The organism is Halorubrum sp. CSM-61, assembly GCF_003781945.1.
Lineage (GTDB): Archaea > Halobacteriota > Halobacteria > Halobacteriales > Haloferacaceae > Halorubrum.
This window is the reverse complement of sequence record NZ_RJJW01000001.1, coordinates 102,770-123,888: the sequence shown is the minus strand read 5'-3', so window position 1 is coordinate 123,888 and position 21,119 is coordinate 102,770. Positions and strand designations below refer to the sequence as shown.

Below are 21,119 nucleotides of genomic sequence, written 5' to 3'. Positions count from 1 at the left end.
GCGAAGTTGTTTTCGCCCGCCGCGAGAACACCGATCCATGGACAGTGGCGGATCTACCGACATGACGCTGGCGTTCGAGCTGGAGGCGTTGAAGGCCCTCGCGGACCCCAACGACGTGTTCAACAACGCCCGACAGTGGACGGAGTACGTCGGCGTCGTCAGCGAGAAGCCGACCTACGTCGTCACGAACTTCACCCGCAAGCACCGCGTGCGGCAGGACTTCTTCTCGGGACCGCGCGGCGTCGAGGAGAGCTTAGAGAACATCGCCCAGCAGTTCGACACGGATCGACACGTGTTCGTCGGCGTCGACGAGGACGACGAGGCGCTCGCCGAGGCGACCGGCTGGGAGTTCCTCCACGTCGAGGACGCGGCCGACGCCGCGGGCTGGACCCTCGCGAGCGGCGAGTCCGAGGCCGAATCCACCCAAGACACCTCGCGCGACGACTGGCCCTAGCGCGCCGACCCTACAGTCCCGCCTACTCGCCGAGACCGCCGGGTGTTTTGACCGTCCCCGCCGAACGATCGGCCATGAGCGACGACGGCAGCGATCACCATCACGGTCACCACGACGATCCCGACCACGACGACGGCACTCACGGCACTCACGATCACCACGACCACCACGACCACCACGATCACGACGTCGATTCCGTCGCCTTCGGCGTCGTGACGGTGTCCTCCTCGCGGTCGCTGGACGACGACCCCTCCGGCGAGTACCTCGTCTCGGCGTTCGAAGAGGCCGGCCACGAGGTCGCCGTCCGCGAGCTCGTCCCCGACGAGTACGACAGCGTGCAGGGAACCGTCGACCGGCTCGCGCGCCGGAAGGACACCGACGCGGTCGTGACCACCGGCGGAACGGGGGTGACGCCCGACGACGTGACTCCCGAGGCCGTGAGGGGCGTGTTCGCCAAGACGCTCCCGGGATTCGGCGAGCTGTTCCGCCGGCTCTCCTACGAGGAGATCGGGACGCGCACGGTCGGCACGCGGGCGATCGCGGGCGTCGTCTCCGCCACGCCCGTCTTCTGTCTGCCCGGCTCCGAGAACGCGGTCCGCCTCGGCGTCGACGAGGTGATCCTCCCCGAGATCGGCCACCTCGTCGGGCTCGCGGGGCGAGACGCGGAGGACGCGGAGGACGGAGAGGGACGGGTGGCGGACGACTCGGACGGGACCGACAAACTGCCCAGCGGCGCGGACGCCGTGGGGAACGACGAGTCGGAGTGACGCCGGGGACGGAGCGGCGGCGCGCCCCCGTTCAAACCGACGCGAGGAAGTTCGAGATCAGGTCGTGGCCCGCCGCGGTCAGCACGCTCTCCGGGTGGAACTGCACCGCCTCGATCGGGTGCTCGCGGTGGCGGATCCCCATCACGATCGCCTCGCCCTCGTGGTCCGTGGTCGCGGTCACCTCGAAGCCGTCGGGGACCTCGGTGGCGACCAGCGAGTGGTAGCGCCCGGCGCGGAACCCCTGATCGAGCCCGGCGAACACCCCCTCGCCGCCGTGGTCGACGGGGAACGCCTTGCCGTGGATCGGTTCGGGGGCGTGGCCGACCGTCCCGCCGTACTCGTAGACGGCGGCCTCGAGGCCGAGACAGACGCCGAGCGTCGGCACCTCGGGGGAGAGGTTCCGCAACACCGGCATCGTCACGCCCACGTCGCGCTCGTTCTTCGGGTGGCCGGGGCCGGGGCTGACGAGGATCGCGTCGGGGTCGGCGTCCCGGATCTCCGCCAGCGACGCGGTGTTCTTGAACACCTCGACGTCGATCTCCTCGATGTCCGCCCCTTCGCCGCCGAGCGGCTGGTCGGAGACGTACTCGACGAGGTTGTACGTGAACGAGTCGAAGTTGTCGACGACGACGACCCTCATTCGTCGACCTCCGTGCCGGCCGGAAGGGGGTCGTCCGCGGCGTCGGCGGACGAGGAGTGGTCGCCGTCGCCCCCGCCGTCTTCCCGGATCCGGTCGATCGCGGTCAACACGCCGTCCATCTTCTGTTCGGTCTCCTCGTACTCGGCGGCCGGGTCGGAGTCGGCGACGAGCCCCGCGCCGGCGCGGACGGTCACCGCGGTCTCGTCCGGGTCGCTCGCGCCCGGCGGCGACTCGTCGAGCGTCGCCGTCCGGATCACGATGGCGAAGTCGGCGTCGCCGGTCCACGCGTAGTAGCCGACGCCGCCGCCGTACGCCTCCCGCGGGGTCGTCTCCAGCGCCTCGATGATCTCCATCGCGCGCACCTTCGGCGCGCCCGTGAGGGTGCCGGCCGGGAACGTCGCGCGGGTCGCGTCGAAGGCGTCGGCGTCGCTCGAAAGCGTCCCCGTCACGGTCGACTCGATGTGCTGGACGTGGCTGTACTTCAGCACGTTCATGAACTCCTCGACGCGGACGGAGCCCGCCTCCGAGACGCGCCGCACGTCGTTGCGCGCGAGGTCGACCAACATCGTGTGCTCGGCGCGCTCCTTCCCGTCCGCGAGCATCTCGCCCGCGAGTCGGCGGTCCTCGACCGGGCTCGTCCCGCGGGGACAGGTGCCCGCGATCGGGTTCGAGACGACCCGGTCGCCCCGCACCGACACCAGCGTCTCGGGGCTCGCGCCGACGATGCTGCGGTCGTCGTGGCGCAGGACGTACATGTACGGCGAGGGGTTCACCTCGCGGAGCGCCGCGTACAGCCCCAGCGAGTCGACCTCGCCGCGGAGCTCGCGGCTCCGCGAGATCACGCCCTGGTAGATGTCGCCGTCGAGGACGTGCCGCTTGGCGGTCCGAACCGCCTCCTCGTACTCGTCGCGGGGGTCGGCGGACTCGTCGTCCACGCGGATCCCGTCCGGTTCCGGCGGCGCGGCCTCGCGGAGCTCGGCGCCGACCCGCTCCGCCTCGCTCACGAGGTCGTCGTAGACGACCGCGGGGTCGTCGTCGACGCCGACGACGGGGGTGAAGACGAGTTCGACGGTCCCCTCCTTGTCGTCGAAGACGACGGTCCGGGTCGTTAACGCGAACTCGGCGTCCGGGAACTCGGTCTCGGGGCGGTCGACGCCGACCTCCTCTAGCCAGAGGTCGTAGACGGCCTCGTACGCGAGGAAGCCGACGAAGCCCCCGGAGAGGATCTGCCGGTCCGTGTCGGGGAAGCCGCGCAGGCTCACGTCCGGGAACGCCGCGCGGATCCGGTCGATCGCGTCGCCGGCGTCGGGGCCCAGATCGCCTCCGGACTCGTTCCCGACGAACTCCGCCGCCGGACCCAATCGCGTCACGTCCGTCCGGTCGGGGTGGACCGAGACGATCGCCTCGGGGTCGTAGCCGACGAACGAGTAGCGCGCGTGTTTGTCGGCGTCGCCGTCGGCGGTGAACGCCCCGTCGGGGTCGCTGGAGGCGACCTTCTCGCCGGACTCTAAGAGGAACCCGTACGGCCCCTCGCCAACCAGCGTCGCGTACGCCGCGAGGGGAGTCACGTCGGCGTCCAGCGACGCGGACGCGCGGACCACGACCGGCCTCTCGGCGTCGGCCGCGAGCTCGACGAACTCGGCCTTCGAGCGGTCGAGAACTGGGTCGACCGATCCCGCGGAATCGGCCTCTCCGGCGTCGTCGCGGTCGGTCATGCCAGCTCCATCTCCCGGCCCGCGTTCGCCACGAACCGGGCCACCGCGTTGTGGTCCTTCCGCCCGTCGGACAGCTCGACGCCGGAGGCCACGTCGACCGCGAACGGGTCGGCGGCGCGGACCGCCTCGGCGACGGTGTCGGCCGTCAGCCCGCCGGCGAGGACCACCGGCGAGGTGAGCCGGTCGGCGAGGTCGCCGGCCCGCTCCCAGTCGTGGGTCTCGCCGGTCCCGCCCGCGCCGGAGTCGTCGGTCGAGTCGATCACGAGCGCGTCGACGACCCGGTCGAACTCCTCGGCGCGCGCCGGGTCGTCGGCGTCGACCGCGAGCAGCACCTTCCGCTCGGTCTCCGCGCGAATGAATCGGATCTCGTCGGGCGTCCACTCGCCGTGGAGCTGGACGGCGTCCGGCGTGACCGTCCGCAGGAGCTCGACCGCGCGCTCGGCCGACTCGGGCATGGTGACGAGCGTCGCGGTGACGAACGGCGGCACGTCGGCGAGCAGCTCCGCCGCCGTCGCCGGGTCGACCTCGCGAGGGGTGTCGACCGGTACCTCGGAGATGACGCCCACCGCGTCGGCGCCGGCGTCGACCGCGGCCCGGAGGTCCGCGCCGCGCGTGAGCCCGCAGATCTTCACCCGCGCCATCAGTCGTCGTCCTCCGGGGCGGCGGTCGTCGAGACGGCCGCTTCGCCGCCCTCGGCCGCCTCCCCGTCGCCGCACAGCGCCGCGAATTTCGTCGCGGCCGCGCCGGAGTCGATCGCGTCGGCCGCGCGCTCGACGCCCGCCGCCAGCGTGTCGGCCTCGCCGGCGACGTAGATCGCCGCGCCGGCGTTCGCGAGGATGAGGTCGCGTTTGGGGCCCGTCACGGAGCCGTCGACGATCCCCCGCAGGTCGGCGGCGTTCTCTTCGGGCGTCCCGCCCGCGACGTCCTCGATCGGGGCACGGTCGAGCCCTAAGTCCTCGGGCGTAATCGTGAACTCCCGCACCTCGTCGCCCTCGACCTCGGCGGCGACCGTCTCCGAATGGATCCCGATCTCGTCCATCCCCGCGCCGTGAACGACGAGGGCGCGCTCGACGGGCATGTGCGCGAGCGACCGCGCGATGAGGGGGACGAGATCCGGGTCGTACACGCCGAGCACCTGCGCGTCGGCGCCCGCGGGGTTCGTGAGCGGGCCGAGCACGTTGAAGATCGTCCGCATCCCGAGCTCCTTGCGCGGGCCGATGACGGCCTTCATCGCCGGGTGGAAGACGGGCGCGAGCATGAACCCGATCCCGTCGTCCTCGATCGCCTCCTCGACCGCCGGCGGCTCGGCCTCCACGTCGGCGCCCGCGACCTCCAGCACGTCGGCGCTCCCGGAGGAGGAGGACACCGAGTAGTTGCCGTGCTTGGCGATCGGCACGCCCGCGCCCGCCGCGACGATCGCGCTCGTCGTCGAGACGTTGATCGTGTCGTAGTCGTCGCCGCCGGTCCCGCAGGTGTCGACGAGCGGCTCCCGGTCGGGCTCGATCGTCCGGGCGGCGTCGCGCATCCCCTGTGCGAACCCCGCGATCTCCGCCTCGGTCTCACCCTTCGCGCGGAGCGCGGCGAGCAGCGCGCCGATCTGCGCCTCGGTCGCCTCCTCGAAGACGAGCCGCGCGGCCTCGCGCGCCTCGTCGACCGTCAGATCCGCCCCCTCCGTCACGTGCTCGACCGTGTCGTTGATATTCATTGTGTACACCGATGTAGTGTTTCGCGTTGTGATGTACAAGTATGTACATCGGTATAACGCTGTCGCCGGCCTGCGAACCGATAGCACGCGGCGAGGAAGATCGCGGGACGAGAAATCTTGAGACCGTATCAGTCGTCCGCGGTCGCGGGCGCGGGCTCGCGCTCGGGAGCGGTCGGCGCCTCCGGTTCCGGCGACTCCGGCTCGGGGGCGGACGACTCGGAGAGCGGCCGCCACGCCAAGTCGCGCTCGTACTCGAACGCGCGGTGCTCCCGCGTCGGGTCGACGACCGTCAGCGAGAGCCAGTCGTTGTCCAGCAGTTGGACGACCTCCTCGAGGCCGGCCAGGGCGTCGGTGACGCGCTCGACCGGCGCGTGGACGACCGTCGAGAGCCGGAGCGGCTGGTGGTACGGCTCGTCCGCGGCGGCCATCAGCGACTGGAGCGGGAGGCCGGTCATCAGGTCGCCGCCGTTGCCCTGGTAGACGCCGACGTTGCCGACGGGGTTCTGCGTCACCTTCGACCCGCTCCCGTAAACCGCGTTGTCGACGGTCGAGAAGTAGTACTGGGCGTTGATCCACTGGGTGACGACCATCGGCCCCGCGAGGATCCCCTCCAGCGCGTCGCCCTCGGGGTCGGTCGACCAGTCGTACGAGTGGAGGAACGCGCGGCCGTCGAGGTCGAGGTCGCTCGTCAGCTCGCGCGGACCGACGACGAAGCCGGCGTTGCCCGCCAGCCCCCACTCGGGACGCGTCTCGGCCCAGTCGGCGGCGCGACGCTCGGCCTCGGCGACGCCCTCAGACGGGTCGCCGCCCATCGACTCGACGCGCTCGGCGGTCGCGTTCTCGCGGGCGATGTCGAGGTCGGCGCGCAGCCGGTCGAGGTCGTCAGCGTGGCTCTCGGGCGCGTCGCCGTAGACCTCGATCTCGTCGGTCGTCGTGTTGTGCTCGCCGGCGAGGAAGACGGTGTCCTCGGGGATCTCGAAGCCGCGGTCGCGCAGCGCCGCCCGCACGTCGGGGTCGGCGCAGATCTCGGCCAAGACGCGGGCGTTCGGGCCGCCGGGGCTGCCGGCGCACGCGCCGCAGTCGAGGCTGGAGTCGTAGGGGTTGTTCGCCGTCTCGCTCGCGTGGCCCGTGAACACGACGAGCCGACCGAACTCCGTCCACCCCATCAGCTCGAAGGCGGTCGCGGCGTACTCGACCTTCTCCTCGCGGGTCAGGCCCACCGGGAGCCCGTCGGCGTGGGTGTGCTGGTGCTGAACGGTCGGCTCGCAGAACTCGCGTCCGTCGGGCGCCGCGTCGTCGGCGGTGGTCAACAGATCGCGGACGCGGCCGGGCACGAGCGTGCGGGCCGCGAGCGCCAGCCCGTAGCCGCTCCCGGCGTTCTCGACGAAGCCGAAGGCGCTGGCGGGGTTCGTCTTCAGCTTCGAGACCACCTCGCCCGCGGCCTCGCGGACGCTCGACCACCGGTCGTGACGCTCTTTGGCGCCCCCGTCGGTCGGGACCTCGCTGACCCGGTGCTGCGCGTCGAGGATGGGCGGACAGGCGTCGACCGACGCCTCCGCGTCGTACCCCTGATACTCCATCGGGACGCCGAAGAAGCCGGCGTAGCCGTGGGTCTCGTAGTCGCCCGTCGCCTCGACGTGACGCCGGATCACCTCCGAGCGGGTGTCGATACAGAACACCAGCTGCGCGTCGGGCCGACCGGAGTCCCCGCTCTCGACCGCAGACCGCTCGTCGGCCAGCTCCCGGCTCTCGGCGGCGACGCGGTCGACGACCGCGGACCGGTAGCTCGCCTCCCACGCGCTCAGGAACGCCTCGGCGATCTCGTCGGCCGGGTCGAGGTCGGCGGTGCCGGGACCGACGGACGGCTCGACGTCGACCCCGAACCCGTCGCAGAGCGCGAGCCGGACCGCGAGGTAGTCCGCCAGCGTGATCGGGTGGGCCGACTGCCACGCCCCCTCGTCGTCGACGCGCTGCTTGACGAGGCCGGTCCATCCCGGAAGCGCCGCCAGCTGCTCCTCGAAGACGGGCACCCGCTGGCTCTCCGGGTACGACTCCAAGGCGTCCTCGATGGCCTCGATCGGGCTCTCGGGGAGCGACTCGGCGACCCCGTCGGGGATCTCGCTATCGTGTGCGGCCACCCCGCGGAAGGCGGCGTAGAACCCCTCGTCGCGGTTCGGCATCGACCACTTGGCGTGTCCCTCGTCGAGGAAGGCCGACAGCCACTTCGTCAGCACGCGGTCGACCCGCTCGGCGTCGGCGTCGGCCTCGCGATCCGGCGTCTCCGGCTCGGTGTCAGCGTCCAGACGCTCGATCAGGGCCTCCGGATCGGCGTCGTAGCCGCGGTCGGCGAGCTCCGACTCGAGCGTCTCGCGGTCGATCCGCCCGTCGTCGAGCGCCGCGCGGAACGTCTCGCAGCTCGGGTAACCGCGGCCGCCGAGTAGGTCGGCCGCCTGCGTCACCGCCTCGCCGAACGGCACGTCCTCGAACCCCGAGAGGGGGTTGGCCGTCACGAACGAGTGGATCGGCCAGACCGAGCCGACCGTCTTCGCCGCGCTGTCGATGCCGTCTTGGATGGTCGCGTCGTCGATGGTGGATTCGGTGCTCATTGGACTCCTCCGTCGTCGTACTCCTCCGCGTTCGTCAGCAGGGTGTCGGGCGAGGGCTGGCCCGCGTTCAGCAGCGCGACGTAGAGCCGCCGGCTGCGCTCGTGGACGCCCGCCTCGATCGCGACGTACGCGGCGAGGAAGACGGCGGCCACGAGGGCGTGGAGCGCGCTCAGTTCGGTCGGGGCCGTGACGACCGGAAGCCCGGACAGGACCGCCGAGATCGCCTCGTAGACGAGCGCGTACACGGCGATGGCCGGGAGGAACACGAGTGGGACCGCGCCGTAGCGGACCGACGCCGGAAGCGACGCGTTCCGGACCGTGCCGCGCGCCGCGTGGAGGGTCGTGAACGTCACGAACAGGGCGAGCAGGAGCCCGGTGTCGGCGCTCGCTCCCTTCCCCGTCAGCAGGACGAAGGCCGCGCCGCCCGCCAGCCCGGTCGCCAGCGTCACGACGACGTCGACGAGGCCGGAACCGCCGGTCGAGCGTCCCGCCTTCTTCCCCGGGGTCGTCCGCTCGACCTCGCCGCCCGCACCGAGGAAGTGGTACGCCTTGTAGAACCCGTGCAGGACGAGGTGGGTGATCGCGGCCCCGAAGAACCCGAGCCCGGCCTGCATGATCATGAATCCCATCTGCCCCACCGTCGAGCAGGCGAGCTTGCTCTTCACGTCCGGGCGGGTGGCCTTGAGGAGCTTTCCGAGGAGGGCGCTGGTCGCGCCGACCGCGACGATCGCGAGCATGAGTGTGCCGTCGACGGTGACGACGGGCGCGAACCGGAGCAGGAGAACCCCGCCCGCGTTGACGAACCCGGCGTGCATCAGCGCCGACGCGGGCGTCGGGGCGGTCATCGAGGAGAGCAGCCAGCCGTGGAACGGGACCAAGGCGGACTGGATCATCGCCGCGAGCACGAGCGCGACGGCGGCGACGAGCCACACCGGACCGCCGAGGGCGTCGGCGTTCGCGGCGACGCCGGATATCGTCGTCGCGCCGGTCGCCCACCAGAGCGCCGCCAGCGCGACGCCGAGGAGCGCGCTGCTGGCGACGAAGTACCGCCGGGCGACCGACGCGGCCGTCCGCGCCTGCTCCCACTCGTCGACGGTGCCGATCAGCTCCGCCATCACGAGGCCCATCGCCAGCCACAGGAGCCCGAACAGGACGACGTGGTCGGCCGCGACGAGCGTCATCACGATCGCCGCGAACCCGGACACGGCGAGGGAAAACTCCGTCTCGTGGGCGTCTCCCGCCATGTAGCGGCGCGAGTAGCTGAGGACGACGCCGGCGAAGAAGGCGACGACGACCCACAGCAGGACGGTCAGTCCGTCGACGGCGAACACGCCGGGGAGCTCCGGGGCGAACCCGAGTCGGACTCGGGCGACGAGGGCCGCGAGGCTCGCGGCGAACAGCGACCACACGAGCCACGTGAGTGCGACGGGCGCGAACGGCGAGTCCGCCGTCGCGTCCGGGAGCGCTCCGACCGTCTGTTTCGAGGTGCGTCCTGCCATCGTTCAGTCCGTGCGACCACCCTCGGCAGCCGACGCGAGCTCGTCGGGCCGGTACTGGTCGTCTCTACTCCACTTAGAGAACAGATTGTGTATTAAATCTGTTTATCTTCACAAAACGTTCGATATAACCGCATTATAGAACATTATAATTATCGACTGGGAGGAAAGGGGAGGGAGGAGAAGGAGGAGAGAGTGGAGAGGAGAAGGAGGAGAAGGAGGAAAGGGGGGAGAAGAGAAGGAAGAGAGAGTGGAGAGGAGAAGGAGGAGAAGGAGGAAAGGGGGGAGAAGAGAAGGAAGAGAGAGTGGAGAGGAGAAGGGGGGGAGAGGGAGGGGGGTTAGAGGGGAGAGCGCGGCCGAAAGTCCGACGGAGAGAACTGGAGCGACGTTTCCGCGGCCGATCCGCTGCCGAACCCCATCGAGTTCACGGAGCGTTCGATATCCGCGTTCAGAAAACCATATCGTTCTCCGATCCGCAGTGTCGGTATGGAGGAGATAACGGGTACCGTCCTCGCCGGGGAGTCGTTCGAGCCGACGCGCGGCCGGCTCGTCGTCGAGGACGGCCGGATCGAGGCCGTCGAGGAGGCCGATACGGAGTCGACCGACATCGTCGTGCCCGCGTTCGTCAACGCGCACACGCACTTGGGGGACTCCGTCGCGAAGGAAGCGGCCGTCGGGCTGTCGCTCGACGAGGCGGTGGCGCCGCCGGAGAGCCTGAAACACCGACGGCTGGCGGCTGCCGACCGCGCCGAGCTCGTGTCGGCGATGCGCCGAACGCTCGAGTTCATGCGGCAGACGGGCACGATATCCTGTCTGGACTTCCGCGAGAACGGGGCGTCCGGAGCGCGGGCGCTCCGCGAGGCGGCGGCGCCCGTCGACGTCGACCCGTTCATTTTCGGGAGCGACGGCCCCGCCGTCCTCGACGTCGCCGACGGGTACGGCGCGTCCGGCGCGAACGACGACCGGTTCGACGAGGAGCGCGCCGCGTGCGCGGACCGCGGCGTTCCCTTCGCCATCCACGCCGGCGAGCCGAACGCGACCGACATCCACCCCGCGCTCGACCTGGACCCGGACCTGCTCGTCCACATGGTACACGCCGAGGCGGAGCACCTCGACCGCGTCGCGGAGCAGTCGGTGCCGATCGCCGTGTGTCCGCGCGCGAACACCGTCCTCGGCGTCGGCGACCCGCCCATCCGCGAGCTGCTCGATCACACGACGGTCGCGCTCGGCACGGACAACGTCATGTTGAACTCCCCGTCGATGTTCCGCGAGATGGCGGACGCGGCGAAGCGGTTCGACGTGACCGACCGGGAGGTGCTCCGGATGGCGACCGCCGCCGGCGCCGAGATCGCGGGGCTCGACTGCGGCGTCATCGAGCCCGGTCGCCGGGCGGCCCTCGTCGTCCTCGACGGCGCCTCGAACAACCTGGCCGACACCGAGGACCCGGTGCGGGCGGTCGTCCGACGCGCGAGCGCGCTCGACGTCGACCGCGTCGTCATATAACACGACCGCGGGTTACGGGGAACCGAGGAGAAAGCCTCGCGCTTCAGCGCGGGGATGAATCCGAGTCGGTCTCGGCGTCGAACGTCCCGAACGGCGTCGTCTCGTGGCTCCGCACGAGGACCTCGTCGGCGACGGTGAGCCCCATGTCGAGCAGCTCCTGTGCCACGGGCGTGATGTCGTCGTCCGACTCGCCGACCACCGTCACGAGGAGGTTCTGCTCGCCGGTGACAAGCTCCTGGACCGAGACGACGCCGTCGATCTCGAGGATCTCCGGGATCAGCTCGCCGCGCTCGGGGATCGACGCGGTGCAGTAGAGCAGCATCCGGAGCGGATACCCCGACCGCTGGTAGTCGACCTCGGCGCTGTATCCCTTGATCACCCCGTCGGACTCGAGGCGCTGGATGCGCTTGCGGACGGTGCTGTCCGACGTGCCGGTTCGCTCCGCGATGTCTCCGGACGAGCTGTTTCGGGCGTCCTGCTGTAACGCGTACAGGATCGCCCTGTCAACGTCGTCGATCGCTTCGTCGGCCATACCGGGGACTCCGTGGCATAGCCACTTTATGGTTGTATATCGGGTGGAACTCCTGGAAACGCCGAGCGGACGGGGGCCTTCTCGGGGGGCCTTCTCGGGTGGCGCGGGCGCCTTCTCGGATGGCGCGGGCGGGACGATCGGACCTCGCCGGACCTACGCCGCGTCGAGGGCGGCCTCGCCGTCTCCCTCGACGACGACGACGGGGACCTCGGCGTCGTCGACCACCGTGTCTGTCGTGGAGCCGAAGACGAAGCGCCCGACGGTCCCCGTCGTGGGGGCGCCGACGACGACGAGGTCGTAGTACGGGGACTGCTCGACGATCGCGCCCGCGGCCGACCGGTCCTCGACGAGCCAGCGGTCGGCCCGGTCGAACCCGCCGAGGCGGTCGCGGGCGGCGTCGAGGAGGCGTTCCCCGGCCGCGGCGTACTCGTCGCGGTCGCCGGCCTCGGGTCGAGCGTCTCCGGCGTCGCTCTCCCCCGTTCCCGCCGAGCCGTCGGCGAGGGCGTCGTCGGTGGGGACGACGTGGAACAGCTCGAGCCACGCGTCGGTCGCGTCCGCGATCTCCCGCGCCACGTCGACGGTCGCCCCCGAGTGCGGTCCCGGTCCGACGGCGACGAGGACCGAGGAGACGCGGTCCGGGCGGGCCGCGCGGTCGGCGCCTTCCAGCGTCGCGTCGGCCGCGGCCGGCGCCGCCGAGACCGCCTCCGCCACGGCGGACCCGACGATCGGCTCGCCGACCGCGGCGTCGGGCCCCGCGGTTCCGGCGGTCGCGTCGCCCGAACTCGGCTCGCCGTCGACCCCCGCGTCAGTCGCTCCGCCGCCCCCGCTCCCCTCGTCGGCGTCGCTCCCGTTCATGCCTTACCGTCAGACGTGCGTCTGATAAATCCCGTTGGTCGCGAACCGGACGTGTCAGTCCCGGAAGAACTCCTCGCGCTCGAACGGCTCCGATTCGCCCTCGACGGCGACCACGTCGAGCGCGGTGACCTCGGCCCCGACGCCGAGCAGGCCGGCGAGGCTCGGCTCCGTCCGGCCCTCGTCGCCGGAGATCAGCTCCTTGATGTAGAGCCCGCCGGCGCCGCGGATCTCGACGGTCGCGCGGCGCGGGTCGTCGAGTTCGGCGGTCGCCTCGTACACGTCGCGCTCGCGCGTCATGCTCGCGCGCCGGTGGTCCACCCGGTTCGGGGTGTACTGCTCGACGGTCGTCCCCTCCAGCTCCGCGATCGCGTCCGCGAGCGCGTCGGCGTCCACGTCGGCGTCGAACGCCACCTGCGCGCGGTAGCGCTTTGCGGCGTCGTGCTCCTTCACGCGCTCGACGGTGTCGTACGTCGCGAGCCGGAGCCCCTCGACCTCGACGGCGCCGTCGGCGAACGCGTTGACGTCGCGCTGCAGCCGGTCGGTGTCGACCCGACGGCGACGCGGCTCCTCGACCTCGACCACGAACGGGCGCCCGGTGCCGAGCATCAAAGCGTCCACGTCCTCGCGGCCCGCGCCGTGGAACGTCGCCTCCGTGCCGTCCATCACGTCCTCGACGATCGGCGCGGTGTACTCCTCGACGCTGTCGTCGTAGAGGTAGCCGGAGCCGCCGCAGTGGTCGCAGGGGTCCGCGCCCTGCCGCCCCGAGCCCTTGCACTCCCGGCAGGGCCACTCGGTCTGGGGGATGTCGCGCTCCAGTTTCTTATACCGGCCGTACACGAACGTGGAGTTCACCTTCGCGTCGATCGCGTCCTCGGCCAGATCGATCGTGAACTGCACGTCCGGCCGGTCGAAGGAGACCTCCGCGTCCGTGAGCCGGCCGACCCGCTTGCCGACCTCCCGGTTGAACTCCGATTTGAACGGCTCGCCCGCGTCGTCGTCGAGCCCGGCCTCCTCGCGGAGCAGCGCCTCGTTCTCCTCGATCAGCGGCGGGGGGCGGGTGCCGACGTTGTAGGTGGCGAACTCGACCCCTTCGACCGCCTCCGCGGCGCGTTCGGCCCACTCGTCGAACTCGGTACAGCGCCCCTGGCAGACCCAGCAGTCGGCCGTTTCGACCGGCTCGTGGTCCTCGTCGTCGCGCAGCGCGAGCGCGGTCCGCAGCGCCGACCCCCGGTCCGCGTTCGACAGCCCGAAGCTCCGGTCGGCGACGAGGCGGCCGAGACACGCGTCGCACACCGGCCCCGTCGCGGTCGCCCGCGCCGCGACATCGAGTACGTCCATACGGTCCCCAGCGTCCCCCGTGGTAACTGTCTTACTACATCGTGAGCGGCCCAGTGCTGCGTGACGCTCGGCGGGCTCCCGGCCGACTTAAGGCGGTCCGCGTCGTTTCGCCGGGCGTGAACGAGCCGGCCTCGCGCGAGGAGAAGCTGGAGCTCGGCGTCGAGCTGTTGGCCCACCTCGAACACGAGGAGCTGGCGCTGCCGGACGCGATCGACCGGATCGAGACGGTGACGACGAGCCCCTCGCTCACCCGCGAGATCCTCGACGCCGCCGAGAAGCGCGGCGTCGTCGAGCGCGAGGACGCCCGCCTCCGGGTCCGACGCGGCGGGACGTACGTGAACTACGAGAGCCAAGTGGTCCGGCGCGAGGGTTCGTTCGAGTGCCGCCGCTGCGGGACGACGATCTCGACCGGTCACTTCGTGAAACTCGACGCCGGCGAACTCGGCCCCTTCGGCTCCTCGTGTATCCGGAAGGTGACCGGTCGGGACGGCGACGGCGAGGACTCCGGGACGGAGTAGCCGTCGCGGGCGTCGTCGAACGCGCGATCGTGTAGCCGAGACGCCCGCCGCCGGGGATCGGCGGAAGAGAGATGAGTGCTGTAAGCCTACCGTTCGCCATGTTATTCCCGACGCACCTCGCCGCCGCGGCGCTCCTCGGCCGGTGGTCGCGGCTGTCCGCCCCGTGGCTCGTCGTCGGCGCCGCCCTCCCGGACCTCGTCGACAAGCCGCTCGCCACGCTCGGGGTCGTCGACCTGTATCACACAGTGGGACACACGGCGCTGCTCGCGCCGGCGGCCGTCGCGGTCGCGCTCGCGTCCCCGGCCGGTCGGGCGGTCGCCGTCGGGTGGGGCTCGCACCTGTTCCTCGACGCCCTCCACGTCGTCCTCAACGGTCGCCCCGGCGACGCGCTGTTCCTCGGCTGGCCCCTCGTCGTCCCGCCGGACCCGCTCGCGATGCCGCCGGGCGAGTTCCTCGTCTACTACCTCTGGTCCCCGTCGTTCGTCCTCGAATGCGTCTTCTGGGCGGTCGTCGGTGTGTCCCTCTTGCGGGCGGTCCGCTCGGGCCGTCCGCTCCGAGAGCTGTGGGACCCGCCGCCCCGGCGGCCCGAGCCGTGCTCGGACCGAGACGAGGCCGATCGGTAGCGCCCTATCGGCCCTCCCCGCGCCGACAGAGTTGCGACGGGATCAGGACTCGCGCCGGTAGAGCACCACGAGCACCGCGATCAGCCCGATCTGTGCGGCCTTATCGACGTACCCGAGCGCCGAGAAGTCCGGCGCGTTGACGACGTACCAGGCGACGACCTGCCCCAGCGTGAACGGGATCCCGAGGAGGTACACGAGGGGCCGCCGGTAGTTCGCGACGACGGCCGCGCAACCGGCCAGAAAGCCGATCCCGGCGACGACGAACGATATCCCCATCGGGCTCGGGACGAAGAGCGCGCCCAGGTAGAGGTGCAACACCCCGGAGACCCCCGCCAGCAGGATTCCGATCAGATGCAGCCTCGACAGCGATCCGGTTTCGACGCGCGACTGGGTCGTGATATTGTTTGACATAGAGGCCTATGGTGCACGCGTCTATTCAATCCACGGTTCGGTTTACGGCGTCGCGGAGCGCCGCGCCGAAGCGGTCGCGGGCGAACCGGTCGCGGGCGGTCGACGGCGGTTCGCCCTCGCTCGCCGCCTTGCTCACGAGATCCGCGGCGTCGGAGACGGAGTCGAACAGGCGGTCCCCGCGCTCGTCGAGTACCTCGCGCTGGCCGCCGCTGTCGGGGGCGAACGCGACCATCCCCGCCGCGACGTACTCGGCGACGGACATCCCGAAGTGCTCCTCCGGTTTCGTGTTGAGCCCGTAGCGATGCGTACACAGGAGCGTCTCCAGCCGATCGCGGTCGACGTCTCGCTCGACGGTGACGTGCGGTCGCTCGGCGGCCGCGGCCGCGATCCGGGCGGCGTAGTCGCGGTAGGCTCGCGGCGCCGACCCGACGACGTGGAGGTGGACGCGGTGACCGCGCTCGCGGACCCCGTCGACGATGCGGATCGCGTCGAGCAGTCGTTTATCGGGCGCGAGGCGACCGACCGCGACGATCCCCTTCTCGCGGTCCTCCCACGCCGTGTCGCACTCGACGGGGTCGACGGGCGGGTGGACGACCGCGGGGCGCGCGCCGTAGAGTCGGTCGACGACGGCGGCGGTCCACGCGGAGTTCGCGAGCAGCGTCACGTCCGGACCCGCGAGCGCGGCGTCAGAGGGCGCGGACAGGCGACTCCAGAGCCGGTCGAGGCGACCGGGGTCCCCGTCGGGGAGCCGATCGAGCCGGAACTGCGGGTAGTGGACGTACTGGACCGACGGGACCGGGAGGTCGAGTTCGTTCGCGGTGCTGACCGCGACGTCGAACCGGTCGGCGATCCGCTCGAACGAGCGCTGCAGGAAGGCGCTCCGAGCCGCCAGCTGCGGTCCGACCCGAGGGGCCGCGGCCGACAGCGCCCGGGCGACCGCCCGCCCGGCGGGCGGCACGCGGACCGTCACGCCGTCGAGGTCGTAGCCGAACCGGTCGGCCAGGGCCGCGGGCTCCGTCTCGGAGGCGGTGACGAGGGTCACGTCGTGCGCGGACGCGAGCGCCTCGCAGGTCGCGAGGCAGACGGCGTCGGCGCCCCCCTGGAAGTCGAGCGTGTTGTGCAACACCGCCACCCGAGCCATGGACCGATTACGGGCTACCTCGTGTTAATCCCTCCCGTACGCTTTTGTCGGTCTAGCCGAAGGTCCGCCAATGGAATGCGCATTCGTCGGCGCCGGTTCGGTCGCGCGCCGGTACGCGGCCGGGATCGACGGGTCGCGGCTGGAACTGACGGCGGTGTGTGACTTGGACGCCGGCCGGGCGCACGACCTCGCGGACCGTCACGACGCGACGGCCTACGCGGACCTCGGCGCGATGCTCGCCGAGGTCGAGGCGCCCCTCGTGGTCAACCTGACGAGCCACGGCGCCCACGCGTCGGTGAGCCGACGAGCCCTTCGGGCCGACAGGCACGTCTTCAGCGAGAAGCCGCTCGCGCTCGACGCCGAGGAGGCCGCCGACCTCGTCGCGACCGCCGAACGCCGCGGGCTGGCGCTGGCCTGCGCGCCGATCAACCACCGCTGCGACGCGCAGCGTCACGCCCGCTGGCTGCTCGGCGACGGGCGACTCGGACCGGTCCGCCTCGGCTACGCTCACGCGCACGTCGGCCGGGTCACGGAGTGGCACGACGACCCGGCGTCGTTCCTGGCGGTCGGGCCGCTGTACGACGGCGCCGTCTACCCGCTGAACTGCCTCGTCTCTTGGTTCGGACCGGTCGGACGCGTCAGAGTCGCGGACGGGCTCGCTCCCTGGCCCGACCGCGAGACCGAGACGCCGGAACGAGACAGCCACGTCGAAGCCACGCTGGAGTTCCGGGCCGGGCCGACGGTCCGCCTCACCGCGAGCCTGTACGCGCCCCACCGGAGCCGCGAGTTCAACAGCCTCGAACTCCACGGCGACGACGGGTCGATCTACCTCGCGGACAGCGGCGCGCTCGCCGCCGACTCCGACACCGTGAGAGTGGGAGGTAACGGCCGCGAATACGTCGACGCGCCGCACCCGGCGCCGCGACGGGAGAGACGGTACGTCGACGGGCCAGCGCGCGTCGCGGCCGCCGTGGCGTCCGGCCGCCGGCCGGTCGCGAGCGCGCGGCGGTCGGCCCACGTCGTCGCCGTCTGCAACGCCGTCGAGTCCGCGGCCGCGGACGGCGGGCCCGCGACCGTCGACGCGCACGGGGTCGCCTCCCCCGACCTCTCTCCGCCGCCGGTCCGACCCCGCCTCGACCGGTCGTCCGCCCGTCGCGGGGGGACGGCCGGCACGGCGGGCGAGGGCGCGTCCCGCGCGGCGGGAGACGGCGCGTCCCGCGCGGCGGCGGTCATGCTCCCGCCCGTCGGGTTCGGCTGCTCTCGGTACCGCGACGGCGAGTACGTCGACCGCATGGACTCGGTCGCGACCGCGCTGGACGCCGGATACCGACTGCTGGACTCCGCCGAGCTGTACGGCAACGAAGCGCGGATCGGCGACCTGCTCGACGCGCCCGGAAGCCCGGACCGCGAGGGGCTGTTCCTCGCGAGCAAGGTCTGGAACACGAACCACGAACACGTGGCGGAGGCGTGCGAGGGGACCCTCGAGGCCCTCGGCGTCGACGCCCTCGACTGCTACATGCTCCACTGGCCGACCGCCTGGGCGTACCAGGGCCCCTTGCGGAACTTGGCCGACCGACCCCCGGCGGAGCAGGAGGCGCTGGCGTTCCCCACGGACGACGACGGCGACCCGGAGACGGTCGACGCGTCCCTGACGGAGACGTGGGCGCGGCTGGAGGAGGTTCACGAGCGCGGCCTCGCGCGGACGATTGGCGTCTGCAACGTCGACGTCGACCAGCTCGAACGCATCGCGGCGACGGCCGACGTCCTCCCGGCGGTCGTCCAGGTCGAGTCGCACCCGTATCTGCCCCGGCGGGAGCTCGTCGAGTGGTGTCACGAGCGGGGGATCCGCGTCGTGGCGCACTCCCCGCTCTCGGCGCCCGGACTCCTCGACGAACCGATTCTGCGCGAGGTCGCCGCCGACCGCGGCGCCACCCCGGCGCAGGTCGCGCTCGCTTGGCAGGTCGACCGCGGCGTCGTCCCGATCCCGGCGAGCAACGATCTCGGGCACGTCGCCGAGAACCTGGGGGCAACGCGTGTCGATCTCTCGACGGCGGATCGCGGGCGTCTCGCGTCGCTGGCCGACCCCGATTTCGAACGATGACCGACGGGCGGTCACCGCGGCTGCGCCGACAGTGGCGCGGCGTCACCGTCGCGCTGGCGGCGGCGCTGATCGCCGTCGGCGTCGCCCTCGACGCGTCGCCCGCGCTACCGCGGCTGCCCGGACCGACCGACAGCGCCGCGGTCCAGTGGGCGGTCCCGACCGCCGCGGCCGGCGGGTTCGTCGTCTGGTTCTGCCGGCGTCACCTCGACGCGAACCACCACGATGCGAACCGTCGCGACGCGGCGGCGGGGGCGAGCGAGGAAGGGTCGGTTACCGAGGTCGAACGCCCGCGATCGTACGCCACGCTCGGCGTCGCGAACGGCGTGACGGTCGCCCGCGGCGGGCTGTTCGCGGCGATCGCGGGCTTCGCGGCCGTCGAACCGGCGGGCCGGGTGGCCTGGTTGCCCGCCGTCTGCTACGGGACCGGCTGCGTGCTGGACCTCGCGGACGGCGCCGTCGCGCGGCGGCGCGGCCGCACGACGGTCCTCGGCGCGAGACTCGACATGGCCGTCGACACGCTCGGGTTCCTGGTCGCGCCGGTCGTCGCCGTCGTCTGGGGCCGCCTCCCGGTCTGGTACCTGTCGCTGTCGGCCGCTCGCTACCTGTTCAAGGCCGGGCGCGGCTACCGCCGCGCCCGCGAGCGACCGGTGTACGACCTCCCGCCGAGCGCGGTCCGTCGCCCGCTGGCCGGCGTCCAGATGGCGTTCATCTCGGTCGCCCTCGCGCCGGTCCTGCCGGCCGCGACCCTGCGACCGCTCGCGGCCGTCGTTCTCGCTCCGTCGCTCGCGGTGTTCGCCCGGGACTACCTCGTCGTCTCGGGCCGCCTGTCGTCGGGCGACGACGACGGTTGAGTCCCGCGCGAACGGCCCGAACAGTAATGGGGTAGCAACCCCCATGATCCGTATTCAGTGACAGACGCGATACAAATGGCGCTCGTCCAGATCGACGAGTACGGACCGTGGACGGTCACGCCGAGCGTCCGTCGGGAGACCGACCTCCAGTCGCTTCAGGCCGACCTGTACGCCGACTTCGCCTCGTTCGTCGGCGAGCGGGACGGCTACGCGTTCTACAACCGATTCGACAACATGGTCGCCGTGACAAATGGCCGCGACACGGAGAGCCACCGCCGGTTCCAGCGGCGCGTCCGGAACCGCTACCCGGTGACGGTCAGCGTCGGCGTCGGCCGCGCGGCCACCCCGGTCGCGGCGCTCGGCCTCGCGAGCGATCGGCTCCAGGCCGCCGGGAGCGCGCAGTCGGCCGACCGCCGCGAGGCGTTCGCGTCGGGCGAGGCGGACGCCGTCGCGGACGCCCGCGAGGGCGTGACCGTGGCGCACTTCGACGTGATCGACGCGACCGGGTCGCTCACCGACCGCGAGAACGCCGTCGACGCGACGCTCGCCGTCCGGCGGGCGACGCTGGAGCTCGCGACCCACCTGCGCGACGCGCACGAGAGCATCGCTCACTTCGTCGGCGGCGACAACGTGATCGCCGTCTGTCCCGACCTGGACGCGGGCGCGTTCGATCGCGCCGTCTCGCGGGTCCGCGAGGCGACCGGAACCGAGTTACAGGTCGGGATCGGCCGCGGCGAAACGGCCCACGAGGCCGGTCAGGGGGCCAAGGAGGCCCTCGAAGTCTGCCGAGAGACCGGGACGCGCGTCCAGGGCCTCGACGGGGTGAGCGCCGACGACTGATGGACCGCACGTCGCTGTACTTCACCGGACCGCGAACCGTGGACCGACGGCGGACGCCCGTCGAGCCGTCGGCCGACGAGGTCGTCGTCGAGACGCGGGTCTCGGCGATCAGCTCGGGGACCGAACTGCTCATCTACCGCGGCGAGGCGCCGACCGACGTCCCCGCCGACGAGACGCTGGAGGCGCTCGACAGCGACCTCTCGTATCCGGTGAAGTACGGGTACGCGGCCGTCGGCGACGTGATCGCCACCGGGGACGCCGTCGCCGACGAGTGGCTCGACCGCACCGTCTTCGCGTTCAACCCCCACGAGTCGCGGTTCGCGGCGGCGACGGACGCGCTCGTCCCCGTTCCGATCGGGGTGAGCGCCGAGGCGATGGCCATGGCCCCCTCGGTCGAGACGGCGACCTCGCTCGCCCTCGACGGCCGCCCCCGGATCGGCGAGCGCGTCGTCGTCTTCGGCGCCGGGGTCATCGGGCTCTGCACCGTCGGCGTCCTGTCGTCGTTCCCGCTGGACCGGCTCGTCGCCGTCGATCCCATCGCCTCGCGCCGCGAGCGCGCCGTCGACATGGGCGCAGACCGCGCGGTCCGGCCGGACGAGGTCGACGGCCTCGTCGCCGACTGGCCCGAGCCCGGAGGGGCGGACCTCGTCTACGAGCTGTCCGGCCACCCGGAAACGCTCGACGGCGCGATCGACGCGGCGGGGTACGACGGGCGCGTCGTCGTCGGGTCGTGGTACGGCGAGAAGGAGGCGACGGTCGAGTTGGGAACCGACTTCCACCGCGGCCGCGTCGCCGTCGAGTCCAGCCAGGTCAGCACGCTCGCCCCGGAGACCCGCGGCCGGTGGACGAAGGGCCGTCGGATGGACACCGCGCTGTCGCGTTTCGGTGACCTCGACCTCGACTCGCTCGTGACCCACCGCGTCCCCTTCGACGAGGCCGAGACGGCCTACCGACTGCTCCACGAGCGGACTGACGACCCCCTGCAGGTGCTGCTCACCTACGACTGATCGACCGGTATCGGCC

21 protein-coding genes are annotated in these 21,119 nt (G+C 71.9%); 10 read left to right on the top strand and 11 right to left on the bottom strand.

The genetic code is table 11. The annotated features are described in order from the left end of the window. Positions 1-37 precede the first annotated feature (37 nt). Positions 38-454: a hypothetical protein gene (locus tag EDM04_RS00615; protein WP_123619254.1), complete on the top strand. Its 417-nt coding sequence runs from the start codon at positions 38-40 to the stop codon at positions 452-454. Positions 455-528: 74 nt separating this feature from the next. Next, positions 529-1,221 carry a molybdenum cofactor biosynthesis protein B gene (locus tag EDM04_RS00610; RefSeq protein ID WP_123619253.1) on the top strand — a complete coding sequence of 231 codons (693 nt, stop codon included), beginning with the start codon at positions 529-531 and terminating at the stop codon, positions 1,219-1,221. Positions 1,222-1,252: 31 nt separating this feature from the next. On the opposite strand, the gene trpG is transcribed toward EDM04_RS00610, so the two are convergent. The 6 genes from trpG to EDM04_RS00580 form a co-directional block, all read right to left on the bottom strand. Then, positions 1,253-1,861 (bottom strand): anthranilate synthase component II, encoded by a 609-nt coding sequence (gene trpG / locus EDM04_RS00605; RefSeq protein ID WP_123619252.1) that lies wholly within the window; start codon positions 1,859-1,861, stop codon positions 1,253-1,255. Next, positions 1,858-3,576 (bottom strand): anthranilate synthase component I, encoded by a 1,719-nt coding sequence (trpE, locus tag EDM04_RS00600; protein ID WP_123619251.1) that lies wholly within the window; start codon positions 3,574-3,576, stop codon positions 1,858-1,860. The genes trpG and trpE overlap by 4 nt, the downstream gene beginning before the upstream one ends. Further along, a complete protein-coding gene (locus tag EDM04_RS00595; RefSeq protein WP_123619250.1) occupies positions 3,573-4,217 on the bottom strand; it encodes a phosphoribosylanthranilate isomerase in 645 nt (214 codons plus the stop codon). The genes trpE and EDM04_RS00595 overlap by 4 nt, the downstream gene beginning before the upstream one ends. Then, positions 4,217-5,281, bottom strand: a complete 1,065-nt coding sequence (gene trpD / locus EDM04_RS00590; protein WP_123619249.1) for an anthranilate phosphoribosyltransferase — start codon at positions 5,279-5,281, stop codon at positions 4,217-4,219. Before trpD ends, EDM04_RS00595 begins: the two co-directional genes overlap by 1 nt. Positions 5,282-5,409: 128 nt before the next feature. Further along, the gene (locus tag EDM04_RS00585) at positions 5,410-7,887 is read right to left on the bottom strand and encodes a DUF2309 domain-containing protein (protein WP_123619248.1); all 2,478 of its coding nucleotides are present in this window, start codon (positions 7,885-7,887) and stop codon (positions 5,410-5,412) included. Continuing rightward, positions 7,884-9,386 carry a proton-conducting transporter membrane subunit gene (locus tag EDM04_RS00580; RefSeq protein ID WP_123619247.1) on the bottom strand — a complete coding sequence of 501 codons (1,503 nt, stop codon included), beginning with the start codon at positions 9,384-9,386 and terminating at the stop codon, positions 7,884-7,886. The genes EDM04_RS00585 and EDM04_RS00580 overlap by 4 nt, the downstream gene beginning before the upstream one ends. Before the next feature lie 192 nt (positions 9,387-9,578). On the opposite strand from EDM04_RS00580, the gene EDM04_RS18350 reads away from it, so the two are divergent. Next, entirely contained in the window at positions 9,579-9,725 is a 147-nt protein-coding gene (locus tag EDM04_RS18350) for a hypothetical protein (protein WP_164471055.1), read from the top strand. Positions 9,726-9,869: 144 nt separating this feature from the next. After that, positions 9,870-10,886, top strand: coding sequence for an amidohydrolase family protein (locus tag EDM04_RS00575; RefSeq protein ID WP_123619246.1), 1,017 nt, complete (start codon positions 9,870-9,872; stop codon positions 10,884-10,886). 43 nt (positions 10,887-10,929) lie between these two features. Here the strand turns inward: EDM04_RS00575 and EDM04_RS00570 are convergent, their stop codons facing one another. From EDM04_RS00570 to EDM04_RS00560, 3 genes are all read right to left on the bottom strand, one after another. Further along, complete coding sequence (locus EDM04_RS00570; RefSeq protein ID WP_123619245.1) at positions 10,930-11,418, bottom strand: Lrp/AsnC family transcriptional regulator; 489 nt, start codon at positions 11,416-11,418, stop codon at positions 10,930-10,932. A gap of 153 nt (positions 11,419-11,571) precedes the next feature. After that, the gene (locus tag EDM04_RS00565) at positions 11,572-12,273 is read right to left on the bottom strand and encodes a universal stress protein (RefSeq protein WP_123619244.1); all 702 of its coding nucleotides are present in this window, start codon (positions 12,271-12,273) and stop codon (positions 11,572-11,574) included. Positions 12,274-12,327: 54 nt separating this feature from the next. Then, positions 12,328-13,611, bottom strand: a complete 1,284-nt coding sequence (locus EDM04_RS00560) for a tRNA pseudouridine(54/55) synthase Pus10 (protein WP_123619243.1) — start codon at positions 13,609-13,611, stop codon at positions 12,328-12,330. A gap of 116 nt (positions 13,612-13,727) precedes the next feature. Between EDM04_RS00560 and EDM04_RS00555 the strand changes: the two genes are divergently transcribed. Together EDM04_RS00555 and EDM04_RS00550 are read left to right on the top strand one after the other, a co-directional pair. Further along, positions 13,728-14,129, top strand: a complete 402-nt coding sequence (locus EDM04_RS00555) for a DUF5830 family protein (protein ID WP_123619242.1) — start codon at positions 13,728-13,730, stop codon at positions 14,127-14,129. Positions 14,130-14,227: 98 nt separating this feature from the next. Beyond that, positions 14,228-14,752 carry a metal-dependent hydrolase gene (locus EDM04_RS00550; RefSeq protein WP_123619241.1) on the top strand — a complete coding sequence of 175 codons (525 nt, stop codon included), beginning with the start codon at positions 14,228-14,230 and terminating at the stop codon, positions 14,750-14,752. A 42-nt stretch (positions 14,753-14,794) separates the two neighbouring features. Here the strand turns inward: EDM04_RS00550 and EDM04_RS00545 are convergent, their stop codons facing one another. Further along, positions 14,795-15,163, bottom strand: a complete 369-nt coding sequence (locus EDM04_RS00545) for a hypothetical protein (RefSeq protein ID WP_123619240.1) — start codon at positions 15,161-15,163, stop codon at positions 14,795-14,797. A 25-nt stretch (positions 15,164-15,188) separates the two neighbouring features. After that, positions 15,189-16,304, bottom strand: coding sequence for a glycosyltransferase (locus EDM04_RS00540; protein ID WP_123619239.1), 1,116 nt, complete (start codon positions 16,302-16,304; stop codon positions 15,189-15,191). A gap of 70 nt (positions 16,305-16,374) precedes the next feature. Between EDM04_RS00540 and EDM04_RS00535 the strand changes: the two genes are divergently transcribed. The 4 genes from EDM04_RS00535 (at position 16,375) to EDM04_RS00520 (ending at position 21,103) form a co-directional block, all read left to right on the top strand. Next, positions 16,375-18,405 carry an aldo/keto reductase gene (locus tag EDM04_RS00535; protein WP_123619238.1) on the top strand — a complete coding sequence of 677 codons (2,031 nt, stop codon included), beginning with the start codon at positions 16,375-16,377 and terminating at the stop codon, positions 18,403-18,405. Then, positions 18,402-19,256, top strand: coding sequence for a CDP-alcohol phosphatidyltransferase family protein (locus tag EDM04_RS00530; RefSeq protein ID WP_123619237.1), 855 nt, complete (start codon positions 18,402-18,404; stop codon positions 19,254-19,256). Before EDM04_RS00535 ends, EDM04_RS00530 begins: the two co-directional genes overlap by 4 nt. A 75-nt stretch (positions 19,257-19,331) precedes the next feature. Further along, complete coding sequence (locus EDM04_RS00525) at positions 19,332-20,096, top strand: GTP cyclohydrolase IIa (protein WP_241154830.1); 765 nt, start codon at positions 19,332-19,334, stop codon at positions 20,094-20,096. Next, a complete protein-coding gene (locus EDM04_RS00520) occupies positions 20,096-21,103 on the top strand; it encodes a zinc-binding alcohol dehydrogenase (protein ID WP_123619235.1) in 1,008 nt (335 codons plus the stop codon). Before EDM04_RS00525 ends, EDM04_RS00520 begins: the two co-directional genes overlap by 1 nt. Positions 21,104-21,119 lie beyond the last annotated feature (16 nt).

Coding starts and splice junctions, on each gene's coding strand:
- EDM04_RS00570 (WP_123619245.1), bottom strand. CDS start 11,418: ATGGCCGACGAAGCGATCGACGACGTTGACAGGGCGATCCTGTACGCG.
- EDM04_RS00525 (WP_241154830.1), top strand. CDS start 19,332: ATGGCGCTCGTCCAGATCGACGAGTACGGACCGTGGACGGTCACGCCG.
- trpG (WP_123619252.1), bottom strand. CDS start 1,861: ATGAGGGTCGTCGTCGTCGACAACTTCGACTCGTTCACGTACAACCTC.
- EDM04_RS00535 (WP_123619238.1), top strand. CDS start 16,375: ATGGAATGCGCATTCGTCGGCGCCGGTTCGGTCGCGCGCCGGTACGCG.
- EDM04_RS00530 (WP_123619237.1), top strand. CDS start 18,402: ATGACCGACGGGCGGTCACCGCGGCTGCGCCGACAGTGGCGCGGCGTC.
- EDM04_RS00550 (WP_123619241.1), top strand. CDS start 14,228: ATGTTATTCCCGACGCACCTCGCCGCCGCGGCGCTCCTCGGCCGGTGG.
- EDM04_RS00565 (WP_123619244.1), bottom strand. CDS start 12,273: ATGAACGGGAGCGACGCCGACGAGGGGAGCGGGGGCGGCGGAGCGACT.
- EDM04_RS00540 (WP_123619239.1), bottom strand. CDS start 16,304: ATGGCTCGGGTGGCGGTGTTGCACAACACGCTCGACTTCCAGGGGGGC.
- EDM04_RS00545 (WP_123619240.1), bottom strand. CDS start 15,163: ATGTCAAACAATATCACGACCCAGTCGCGCGTCGAAACCGGATCGCTG.
- EDM04_RS00595 (WP_123619250.1), bottom strand. CDS start 4,217: ATGGCGCGGGTGAAGATCTGCGGGCTCACGCGCGGCGCGGACCTCCGG.
- trpD (WP_123619249.1), bottom strand. CDS start 5,281: ATGAATATCAACGACACGGTCGAGCACGTGACGGAGGGGGCGGATCTG.
- EDM04_RS00610 (WP_123619253.1), top strand. CDS start 529: ATGAGCGACGACGGCAGCGATCACCATCACGGTCACCACGACGATCCC.
- EDM04_RS00575 (WP_123619246.1), top strand. CDS start 9,870: ATGGAGGAGATAACGGGTACCGTCCTCGCCGGGGAGTCGTTCGAGCCG.
- EDM04_RS00615 (WP_123619254.1), top strand. CDS start 38: ATGGACAGTGGCGGATCTACCGACATGACGCTGGCGTTCGAGCTGGAG.
- trpE (WP_123619251.1), bottom strand. CDS start 3,576: ATGACCGACCGCGACGACGCCGGAGAGGCCGATTCCGCGGGATCGGTC.
- EDM04_RS00560 (WP_123619243.1), bottom strand. CDS start 13,611: ATGGACGTACTCGATGTCGCGGCGCGGGCGACCGCGACGGGGCCGGTG.
- EDM04_RS00585 (WP_123619248.1), bottom strand. CDS start 7,887: ATGAGCACCGAATCCACCATCGACGACGCGACCATCCAAGACGGCATC.
- EDM04_RS00520 (WP_123619235.1), top strand. CDS start 20,096: ATGGACCGCACGTCGCTGTACTTCACCGGACCGCGAACCGTGGACCGA.
- EDM04_RS00580 (WP_123619247.1), bottom strand. CDS start 9,386: ATGGCAGGACGCACCTCGAAACAGACGGTCGGAGCGCTCCCGGACGCG.